General features: G+C 46.8%; 4 protein-coding genes. All 4 read right to left on the bottom strand.

Annotated features, from left to right (window positions below; translation table 11 throughout):
• Positions 1-854: 854 nt before the first annotated feature.
• The 4 genes from E5358_RS14625 to E5358_RS14610 all read right to left on the bottom strand — a co-directional run bounded on the left by E5358_RS14625 (position 855) and on the right by E5358_RS14610 (position 11,298).
• Entirely contained in the window at positions 855-6,254 is a 5,400-nt protein-coding gene (locus E5358_RS14625; protein ID WP_135940898.1) for a pectinesterase family protein, read from the bottom strand.
• Between the two features lie 396 nt (positions 6,255-6,650).
• A complete protein-coding gene (locus E5358_RS14620; protein ID WP_135940897.1) occupies positions 6,651-6,863 on the bottom strand; it encodes a hypothetical protein in 213 nt (70 codons plus the stop codon).
• A gap of 12 nt (positions 6,864-6,875) precedes the next feature.
• A complete protein-coding gene (locus E5358_RS14615) occupies positions 6,876-10,595 on the bottom strand; it encodes a hypothetical protein (protein ID WP_135940896.1) in 3,720 nt (1,239 codons plus the stop codon).
• Positions 10,596-10,875: 280 nt separating this feature from the next.
• Complete coding sequence (locus tag E5358_RS14610; RefSeq protein WP_168354699.1) at positions 10,876-11,298, bottom strand: Fur family transcriptional regulator; 423 nt, start codon at positions 11,296-11,298, stop codon at positions 10,876-10,878.
• Positions 11,299-11,732: the final 434 nt, after the last annotated feature.

Here is an 11,732-nt window from a genome sequence, read left to right as displayed (position 1 = left end):
AGCCTTCGGGTCTAAATATTTTTTTAGCATAAGTTGTTCTTTTTGATTGTTTTGGCAAAGATACGTATAATTTCCATATTATCCAAATGCTGTATTGAAAATCTTTTGCGTTCATGCATAAATTCCAACCTTTATGTACTTCGTCACAAGCAAATGTCACCATTCGTATGGATGGAAACAATCGCTCTTACGGTAGACATAATTAGAAAACTCGTGCCGTTTTTGCCCTCTATGGTTTAAGAAAAAACAGCCAAAGATTAACAAACGGTGAAATATCGCAGGAATTTTTACATTTTATTACAACACTGAAAATCAATCTATTACCATTCACAAAACAACTGCAAACATGAAAACAACACTGTGATTCGTTACCTTTTTGTGCGTTTTTGGTATTGAAACGCAGTGTTTTCCCTATTGTTTTGCCATGCCAAAGGTTACCTTTCACATAGTCAAAGGTAACCATCCGCCCAAGGAAAGGTCACCTTTGACAACCTAAAGCCTTATTTTCCGTTCCTGAAAGCCACTTATTGCCGATTATGATAAACAGAACATTTGAAAACTCATGCATGATTTTTGCGGTAGGAAGCTATGCAAACCGTAAGTAATCGCTTGGCTTCGTTGGCAGTTTGTGGTGAGGCACATACCTGCGAAAAATTTGTTTTCTATCTGAAATTTGTGGCATAGTTGCCACAAATTTCAGATAGAAAACAAAGGAATTTTCAATAAATTCAGGCAAAATAGGCAAGGGCTTTTGTAATCATAAAAAAACAAAAAGAGCCGTATCAGACTCGGTTAAGAGTAATGATACAGTTCTTTTTTGTTTTCGTCCTTACGGAAAGTTTACCAGAAAAACCTTATTTGCGGACAAACTTTCCGCCTTTCTTTATAAGGATTCCTTTGGCGGATTCTGTCACATGCTGTCCTGCTGTGTTGTAGAGATTGCCATTGTCCTTACGGCTGTGGCTGCCGGAAGATTCGAGGTTCTCTATCCCTGTTGACGGTCCGAGGACAACTTCCGCTGACATTGACGACAGGATACCATGCTCGTTTACAGACTGCACAGTGACTTTTTCACCTTCGTTGCCAATGAAAGTAGTGCCGGTGAGGAATGCCGAAGGTTTGCCATTGACGGTCACGACATAGCATATAGCGAAATCATCAGCATCCCATGTCAGGACATTTCCATTGACATTAACCTTTGGCGTCTCTGTCTTCTCGACAGTGAACAGAGGATTCCACACACCGGTCTGTGCGTTGCTTGTCCTGTCTCCTGCCATAACGTTCTCGACAGTGTACTGTGCGATGTCGGAAGGTGACAGCCAGTTCTTTGACTCACCTGTGACCTTGTTGCCCGAACCGTCAGTGTACCAGTAGTCTTTGATAGAGGCATCGGAGTAGACCTTGTTACCATTCTCGTCCGCAAGGTCATCATGCAGTGCGTTGCCGTTCTTGTCCTTGATGTCGTAGATAGCCCACAGTGCAGGCAGACCACCCATTGTCTCTGACCAATAGCCGCTAATCGGAGTGAGTTCCATCGTTGTATGCAGGAACACAGTCTTCGGATATTCATGCCAAGGGCGTCCGAATGATATGGAGTAAGTGGACGGATCTGACGCATAGTGTGTCGTGATGGTCGTGTTGTTGAATACATATCCCCAGCGTGTCTCCTTCTCATGGTTCGGAGCCACTATCCATCCGCCTTTCTCACGGTTGATGTCAAGGATTGTGTTCTCGAACCATACATCACCGTTTCCATAGATAAAGTCCACAGAGCCCTCAATGGTTGAGTTGTTCCAGAACGCACGCTTGTAGGTGCCATTACTCTTGTATGTGTCCTGATAAGAGCGCGCTTTCACACCGTCGAACACGATTCTGTCAGCGTCAGTGTTCAGGCAGAGAGCCTGCGGACCAGCCTTGCGGTCCTTTGTCCAGTTCTCGTTGTCAACAGTTATGCCTGACATAAGGAAGCCGTCGCCACCACTCTGCACCTCAATCGTTGCACCGGCATTGACATGATACCACGGCTTCTGCCAGTTGTTCTTGTCTCCGCCGTCCTGACGGTCGGAAGCGATGATGACTTTCTCCACATCCTGACCGATGAGGTGCACATTAGGCTTGTTGACATGCACAAGGCGGCAGTCGTCGTACTTGACCTTTCCGTCCAGGCTCTTGCCGTTTCCGCCGATACGTTCTGTCTCGGTCATGGAAGCATCCGTCCAGCGTGTGCCATAGCTTGAGTTGAAATAAGGATTCGGATCGTCATAGTAACCCTCCTTAATATATATAAGGTATGGCTTTGCAGATGACGCAGGAGCATCGTTGATTGCATCCTGGATGTAGCGATACTGCTTAGGCATGGTCTCCGTTGCAGGAATACTCTCGCCATAACCGAGTGACAACGCCTTGTCAACAATGGCATCGAAGATTCTTGCCACCGGCTTTGTGCGCTCCATGACAGTGAATGCCAGTGTCACGGCGTCACCGTTGTTGCCGGACTTGTCCACCACATAGCCCGCAGGCATGGTGAATGTATAAGTCTTTCCGTATTCCAGACCGACATAATCGAAGGAAACGGAACGTGTGTTCCATGTCGGAGTGAGAGGCTTTCCGTTAAGTGAAGCCACACCGTTGACAAGGTTTCCTGCCTCGACACGCTCATTGTAAGAGACTGTTATCTTGCCGGAAGCAGAGATTCCGGTGGCATTGTCAGCAGGGATAGTGCTTGTTACGACAGGTGCCTCGGAGTCTTTCTCCACCTCGGCAGTGCCCATGATGTACACGTTGCCGACACCGGACTCTGAGTGGAGGTAGTACTCCAGACCGTCAAATGTTCCCTCAACATCGTATGTTCCGTATATGCCCTCACCGGTACCTGTGATGCGGATGTACACCATTTCCTTGCCCATGGCATCGGCAGGGATGCCGAACACGAAATCGGTAATCTTTCCTGCACCTGTCGTTTGGCATACGGCACCATCGATGTCCATGAAGTTTTTGCCGTCAAGAGAATACTGCGCCTTATAGTTCTTGTCGGCATTGTTCTTTGCACACATCTGTGAAACGAAGGTCGCAGCAGTGAATTTCGCTGTTGAGAAGCAGTACATCCAGGCGATGTCGGTGGTCTTGTAGCCGTTCTGGTAAAGTCCATTGAGTCCCGTTGTGACAACACCGATGCGGTTTCTCACCACAGGTGTGCCACCGTCCTTTGTATATACAGGAGAACCATCAGACATCTTCACCACCAGAGCCGTAGCGTTGCGCTCCGCGTCCCATGTGAGGTCGGCAGGGAAAGGATAGTTGGCTGTGGTAGGATAAGCATACGCCTGCACCTTGCTTGCATCAAAGACAGCGATGAAATCCTGCACTTCGTACTCGGCAGTGATGTTCATGTCACTGTTGACAGTTATCACACGAGGGTTCACAGTGCTGTTGTCCTCCCACTTAAGGAAGTTGAGAATCTTTGAGTTTTCTGCCGTCACGGTCACCTCCGTGCCTTCCTCGTATCTGCCGTTGTTGTCGTCCGGCGAGAGAGTGACGGAGCCGAGAGACAGTTCAGCGTCGTTCTTGACAAAAGTTTTCACGGTGTATACCGGAATTGTCTCGAAGACAGCGTTGAATGTCTTGTCACCGTCCATTGTGAAACTTATCTTCTCCTCTGTGGAATAGTCCTCACCGTTGAGAGTCCATTTTTGGAACTTATAGCCGAAATTCCTCTTTGCGGTCAGGGTGACCGTCTTGCCTTCCTTGATTTGGTCGCCACCCGGATTGGCTACGATTGTGCCGGCATCCGCAGGAGACACAGAGGTTGCGAGATTGTATTTAACAGACTGTGAGGCAGTTGTCAGTGTGCCTGTCACTGTCAGGTCTTTCAGTGCGTAGTATGTCGCGCCACTTCCCGAGTACCAAGGCATAAGGATGTACACATCGCCGCTGAGCTCTTTGAGAGCGTCTTCCGCAGTGACATCGACATTGTTGGTGCAGAGACCGTTCTCGACATTTGCCGCAAACTCGCCTCCGTCATAGAGGAAACTCTCGGAATTGAGGTCGGTCTTTACGACGAACTTGCTTGTCAACACGTTTTTCACGCCATAGACATCGGAGAAAAGTCCGGAGATGTTGAGGGAATAGTTCTCAGGAATGGAAACTTTCACGCCCCAATAGAATCCGTCGACATAGCTGTCCTTCACGCCCGTGCCCTTTGCCACGAAGTAGTTGCGCCAGCCGTCAGGGACGGTATATGTCGGAGTTGCCGAACCATGCTTCATGGTCTGGTTCTTTCCCGGGCTGTCCATTGTGGAGATGTTTGTCACGGTTATTGCCGGCGATGAGTTCTTCACGTTCTCCGTACCCTCGGCAAATGTCGTGCCGTTCATCTCGCGTGTCAGTCCGAACGCCACATCCTCCGCCTGAGGAGCAGAGAGGTCTGTAGCCACACCCTCTATGGTCATGTCCTTCAGGCAGAATGTCTTGCTTGAAGCGGCAGAGGAATAGTAAGGGTAAAGGCGAACATAGAGTGTCTCACCGTCAGCGATTGTCACCACAGGCACTGTCTCCACGTAGTACGCTTTGTTACTTGTCATACTTGTCTGCCACAGGAAATTCGTGGTGTTCTGTTCGTTTGTAGGGAAGTCAGGGCTTGTGCTGTAATACGCTTTGAACCTCATTCCGTTGCCGCCGGCTCCTCCTGCATAGAAGGAAATCTTGCTGATGGCAATCTGTATGTCGGCAGGTGCGGTCATGCCGAACTGTATATAGCGGCTTGTGTTCTCGTCCTCCTCGCCTGCGGGCCAGTTGTTTCCCTCGATACAGTTGCGCTGCACCCTCGGGTTCTGACCTTCGTAAGCAGTGCCGCTCCAGTCGGCTTTCGCATTCATGGTGTTGTAATCCTTCGCGTACATATTACTATATGTCTCGGGAAGGGCGTTGCATGGTCCTGTCACGGTCACATCGGTGTTGGACGAAAGGTCATAGAACACTTTCACTGCCGTGCCGCCTTCGAGTGAGATGGCTTCCGCTTTAAGGTCTATTTCGCCGGAAAGTGACGGGCAGGCAGCCTTCAGTGTGCCGGAGATGGTGCCCTTGGATGCAACGTCGAGTTTGATGTAAAGTGTCTGAATGAGGGTGGAACCGGAATAATCGGCTGTCACACTTTCAGCATAGTTCTTGCCGTCCGTGGACACAAGGAAACCTCCCGTTGTGGTGAACGTGAAAGTTCCGGTCGGTTCGGCTATGGAGAAGGCGGAGACACTTATGGCTTTTGTGAGCGTCTGACCTACATACGCTTTGCCAAGGTCGCCGGTTGTCGGAGAGAAGGTTATTTCGGAAGTGAGGTTTGTGCCGTCGGCAAGGAGCTTCAACACAGCCTTTTTCTTCGCGTCGGTCTCGGAATTGTATTGGTCCTTGACAAGTTGTGCGAACTGTCGCGCTATGAGTGTCGCACCGAAGGGTGAAGGATGTGTGCCGTCGCCTGTCCATCCTTTGGAGGCGTCAGTCACGCAGAAGATGTTGTCGGTGCAGTATTTCTCACCGAAATTCTCGTACATTTCTTTTGTGGCAGACGTGAGGTCAACGAACGGAACATCATCATAAGAGTCCGCAACCTTCTTAGCCTGCAATGGATAGTTCATGGAACCGTCATCGGAAGCCATGCCGGTATAGTCCTTTGTGTACACCCCACCCTCGAGTCTGTCGAACTTCTGCCAGAGGTTGTGCTGTCCGGCGGCACTGATTTTCGTGCCGGAGAAATACTTTCGGCAGATGGCTCCCACGACAATCGGTGTCGCTCCAGCAGCCTTTGCCTCGTCGATGTACGCCTTGATGTAGTCAGGGAATGTTCTGGAAGGATGGGTTCCGCGATACTTGTTGGAATAGTCCCAGTCCGAAGGCTGTTGGTTCGGGTGGGTTTTGAAGAACTCGTTGAGCTCGTCACCGTCAGCTCCGCCGCACTTCTCGTCATTGTGTGCGAACTGGATGATGACGATGTCACCCTTGCCTACTTGCGGACGGATGGTGGGCCAGAAGGCAGTCTCTTTGTAGAACGACTTGCTTGACGCTCCAGACTTCGCCTTGTCGATGATTTCCACCTCATCGACATTGAAGAATTGCTGGAGCATCTGTGCCCATCCGCGCTTGTTTCCGTTCTCGTCCTGCAAGGCTGCGGTCGAGTCACCGAGTACCCATACCTTGCGTGCCGCCTCGGAAGGGAGGACGCAGAGCAGCAGTAGGGACATCAGTGGCAGAAGAAGTCTTTTCATGATGTTGTCAGTTGATTTAGTTAAACAATAAAAATTATGGTGTTTCAAATGTTATTCAAACAATGTTCCTGATGCAATTCGAATCGAGTACAGTCGCCTTGCACGGAATGCCAATGTGCAGCTAAGCTTTTGCAAAGTTACTGTTTTTGTGCGTATTGTAAGTGGAAAATATTTTCATTATGGTGAAAAAACGCGTCAAAAGTGCTTGTTGAGGACATAAACCAGAGATGAAGAACATCATTTTTGGCATTTCTTTATGCCAAAAACATGAAAAAAGCGTTGGATAAAAGACGGCAGAAACGCCAATCTTTCATCCAACGCTAAACAATATAATATTATCCATGCCTCTGGCATATTGCCAAGAGGACACGTCTAAAGAGTGTAACAGAATAACAACTACATATCGAAGCCGAAACCATCTTCCCATGGGAAACCGCCCTTGGAACATTCCGGCACTTCTTCATCACTGCCACCGGCTTCCAGACCACTGCCATGACCGCCCTCATTGTCGGGAGCAGCACCTGTGGTACCAATCTGCGAAATTGCGGTCTCCATGATTTCGTCCATTTCGATAATCTCTATCTCCGGCTTTGTATATACTTTTTTCATAACACTTGCAGTTTATTTTACAACAGTTTTCTGTCCGTTAACGATATATATTCCGGAAGGCAGGTTGTCAGCCGTCTCCGCAACCTTCTGTCCGTTGAGGTTGTATACCCCTCTCAATCCTAATGCCATGGCTGCCTCCGGGGCAAGCTCCGTGAAACGAATCTCTGTGGTTGTGTTGTCAAAGTTGTCGTCAACACCGGAGTAAACCATGGAAATAGACTTGGCAGGAGCACCGGTTCCCGTATGTTTGATGTAAGCACGGTAGCCTTTGCCATAGGAAGAGCCTTTTGACACATACAGCTTGCCATCGCCATCACTGAGGAATATGTCGCCCTCCTCATATTTCGCACTGTATAGCGATTTACCTGTCGCCAGTTCAGTGCCATCTTCATCATTTCCAGGATGGCAATAGCCTTCTATGCCACGTGTCTCATAGTCACCACAGACAATATTTTGCTGCTTGATGTCCGGATTAAGATGCTTCACCGGAACGGTGAACGCTTTAAGGACATTCTTTTCATCGGCATTGTCAAACTCAAGTATATCATGTACAGTGCCATTATTCTTGGTGAATTTTGCCTCCGTATCGACTCCTTCGAATGTCGGCTTTATCAGGTATGGATAGCCCGGGAGGACATTCTGAATCTCATGGTAGATGAAATGCAGTCTGACAGCATCTCCGCCACCTGTGATTTCTGTGCCATTGAGAAGAATAAGCTCTGTTCCTTTGCCGAAGATTTCCTCCACACGGTGCTGTGTGATGTTGAACGGCAAAGTGAGGGTGTTCCATTTGTCTTTCACGAAATCACGCTTGACGGTGATTGTCTTGAACTGTGGGACCTGAACATTATTCACATTTATATAACCAGAAAAATGTTCTTTTACCTTCTCAATATTTTCAACAACAAACTTTTTACGCTTCACGCCTGAAGGATAGTCTTCCCTATCTACTATAGGAACCAGCTTTATATGTTCCCATGTATCAGACAGTTCAAGTTCTGCTGTAGGCTGCAACTGTTTTTCATCCACCTCCTGACCTGTGCTTTCAGGATAAGCATCCGGAACGAAATTAGCCCCACAGAATTCCAGTTTGGAGAAGTTTGAGAAGAAATAGTAAGTCTCATGACCTGTCACATGGAATCTGTACTTCACAATGCCTTTCTGCACTGTCATGAAGGAACCAGTCGAAAGTTCTATGACGCTCTGCGCACCACGCACACCATTTTTCCAGTTGTTGTAGACAGCTGCACGCTCCTTGTCGTCAAGGTATGTGTAAAACTCTTCCCAATTGGCAATGTTCTTGCTGTTATTGTCAAACTCCCAACCAGGGGTTGCTGTCTTCATATCTTTATCTGAGAAAGATCTTACCTGCCCGGTTTCGCTGTCAAAGAACCCCTCGGGAAGCACTGGTTTGCATACATACTCATCTGTGACTGCCTGTTTCGTCGTAACACTATAGTGTGTAGAGAACTGTCTCAATGGCAATCCGCGCTGGTTCACCACTTGGAAGGCGTGTGGGCGGAACTCACCTGGCTTGATACCATCATTGTTCGTATTCCATGAGCCATTCTGCAAGATGTAAACCGTAAGGTAGCCATTCATCTGCGGCTCAAAAGTCATGTACGCACCACGCACAGGAAGGGTGAAAGGATAAGTTTCGATATTGCCAGAAGCGTCTTGGGTTGGTGATTTGAACCATCCGTTGCGCCATCCGTTGCGGCGCCACTCCAGTTTCATCGCCTCGTCCATGGCATCACTCTTTCCTGACACCGAAACCTCATAACCGTCAATAGATGCACAGTCAGACGCTTTTGTTCCTTGTCCCCAACCGTCTGTCTTGTCGCTTGGTTTGTCATTGCCTGCCCCATCTTTGCCTATAGGGGTGTACTTATGTTCATTACGCTTCCAGCCGCCGAAAGTGACTCTGACCAATGCCTGTTCTGTGCCGTTGACAGTACCGCGAATGTCATAGTCAGCATTCTCCGTACCATCAGGATTATTACGGTTCATTACTGGAGCCGGAGTTTCTGTTGTGATTTCTTTTGTATAGTATCCGTCTTTGATGATGAAATTATAGAAAGTCTCTGCAGGCTCATAGTAATCATCACCCTTAAACTCCGCATAAACCTTTGCACCTCCAAGACCTCCGTCAACAATGATTATATTTCCAAACTCGTCCACAGTGGCAACAGTTGGCATATCGCTCACAAAGGTCAGTTTGCCCTGTATATTTTCGATTACATCTACTGTAGTTGGTTTGCCGTCATCACCAATCTTGTATGCATGAAGCGCAGGTTGCTCAAACGGATTTGTACCACCTGCATGTTTGTCCCAAATGTTTGTCCCTTCAGGATATGTATATTCCAGTTTCAGCTTGGTCTTAAGCAGCTTCGCTATTATTATATATGTGACAGTCTTCGTGCCATCAAGTGAAGTAGCCTTAAATTTGAAGCGGCGTTCGTCCTCTCCTACCGTTGGGGCGTATAGTTTATGGTAACCATTCACTTCCCATTCGTGTAATTTTCCGTCCACATCAGTCCACGGATTCACCACTTTGCAGCCCGGATATTTTTTGACATAAATCTGGAATTCGTTACCTGCCTCCGTTGCAGGTATCTCTATTGTCGCTTCGCTGTGTACATCTTCGGCTTCCCCTACCGCTTTGAAGGAGATAGGTTTGCCACCATACGAGAACTCTGCTTTTGCAACATCACCGGGATAGAACTCAAAGCCATAGAAGCCTAACTTTGAGCCTGTGACATACATATAATACTCTGCATTGGCTTCAACATTGAATTTGACAGTATCTGTATAATTCTGTGTAGCTTCAGGAGTTTCACCTTTGCCTATTCCACCGGTCCATGCATTATTGCTTTTATACTGCGCCTCTATTGGAGTCCCGTTTTTTGAGATATAGAGTGGACGGAGCTTGCCATCGTTCCGTCCCCAGTTCACTTTGACAGCCAATACTCCGGACTTCTTGGGAGTGAACTTGTAGAATGTTCCACCGGTAGGGATTTTGCTCTCCACATTATTGCCACCATTATCACTCGGTATGCTCTGACCATTTGTCATACCATTTTTCTTTGGCTGACTCCAGAAATGGTCATCGCTGAAAGTCATCTTTATGCCCGTGGCAATAATGGACATGCCATCACTGACAGGAATCCCGCTTGTGTCAAACGAGAAACGATTGTCGTCTTTTGTGATATCATTGCCTACAATGATATTTATATCCAAGCTGCCTTGCTCATAGTCACCATCTGCTGCTTGTGTCAATGTTATTTTACCACTTTGGCGTACAACTATAGAAGGCTCTGAGCCGTCCTCCGGATTGGTCAGAGTCGCGACAGGATTGCCGTCAATACCATTGCCTGCTATGCTGTATTTACCTGTGCTCGATGACTTGACAATCCACCTCAACGGCATTGGGAAATTTGCAGCCGGTGTCCATGTGTTATTATTACTATTATAGTTGCTTGCATCATTTAGTGCAAGATCAGACTTCTGTAATGTTGTTCCACCTGCATCCTCATCCGTTCCTTCCATAGAAGCAGCAGATGATTCGTTAGGTTGTGGAGATTCCGCAATCTCCGACTGTGGATTCTGGGCATAATGGTTGAATACAGCCTTTGCCCATCCTGTTGGGACATCGGCAAAGCCTAATGCCCAAGAGGCATTGAAACTGGTGACTGTCACCAATATCAGCATCGAAAGATGTTTCAGTTTCATGTATTTTGTTGGTTTATAGTATGTTCTATCTCTTTATGGCTTTGCCATACAGGCATAAAGTCATTGCAGCAAGTATATAATATTGCAAAATTACATATATATTGCATAAAAAAAGCAAAATGGGGGGGGGTAATTAACTATATAAAAACTATTTTAACTCATTTTACACGCTAAAATAGCAAATACTATTCAGTCCCTCATATTTGCATGACAATATGAGGGACTGAATAGTTACAATTAAAATAAAAGTAAAGATAGCGACATACTTGTCGTTCCTTCCCTATCGCTTGTTACAGCATTTTGGGCAGACTCCTTTCAGCATGTAGTTTATGGAATTGATTGCGAACCCGTCAGGCAGTTCAACTATTGGAGCACGTATCTTATCAAAGCAATAGACATGGTTGCAGGACTCACAATAAAAATGCACATGCAAATCATCTCCCGTACAATTGCCATGTCCTGTGCATATCTCATATTTCACAATCCCTCTGCCATCCTCAATAGTATGCACCACTCCATGTTTCAAAAGCAATGTCAGAACACGGAACACACTGGACTTTTCCAAAGAGAGCAACTTTATCTCCAAATCCGACAGACTTAAAGGACAGGTACTTTTGACCAAAGCACGTAACACCAATATTCTGTTGGAAGTTGGCTTTATACCTGCCCTTTCCAATATTTCTATAACGCCATCATTTCCCATATACTCCATTATATTGTCACTGCCCTCTCATACCAATAAGCATGCAGAAGAATAGTTTGAAAACATTGATTCTGTAAAGCAAGTGCAAAGTTAATCAATTAAAGGCGGAAAGAAAAATAATACAACACAAATTATCAATAAAATACATAAAAATATATTAGGGAAAGGTCTCTTGGTACAACATCAATTCATGTTTTAGCGGTTATCAACATTCTGTGTCATTGTCATCATGATGTGCATTACATATCATGTATTCCGAAGCCACGGGACTTGCCAACTCTGCTTATGTATTCCTTTATAGTCACGGATTCTATTTGTTTGGTAACGCATAAAAGAATTCCCCCGCCGACCTTTCAGTCAGCGGGGGAACCTTTCTGTTAAAGAAGGCGGCCTCCTACTCTCCCGCATTGCAGTGCAGTACCATCGGCGCAGGC

This window comes from Palleniella muris (assembly GCF_004792655.1).
Lineage (GTDB): Bacteria > Bacteroidota > Bacteroidia > Bacteroidales > Bacteroidaceae > Prevotella > Prevotella muris_A.
This window is presented reverse-complemented; position numbering and strand designations above follow the sequence as displayed.

Bases quoted from the DNA above. Each gene is read 5' to 3' on its own strand.
- E5358_RS14615 (WP_135940896.1), bottom strand. From the start codon at position 10,595: ATGAAACTGAAACATCTTTCGATGCTGATATTGGTGACAGTCACCAGT.
- E5358_RS14620 (WP_135940897.1), bottom strand. From the start codon at position 6,863: ATGAAAAAAGTATATACAAAGCCGGAGATAGAGATTATCGAAATGGAC.
- E5358_RS14610 (WP_168354699.1), bottom strand. From the start codon at position 11,298: ATGGGAAATGATGGCGTTATAGAAATATTGGAAAGGGCAGGTATAAAG.
- E5358_RS14625 (WP_135940898.1), bottom strand. From the start codon at position 6,254: ATGAAAAGACTTCTTCTGCCACTGATGTCCCTACTGCTGCTCTGCGTC.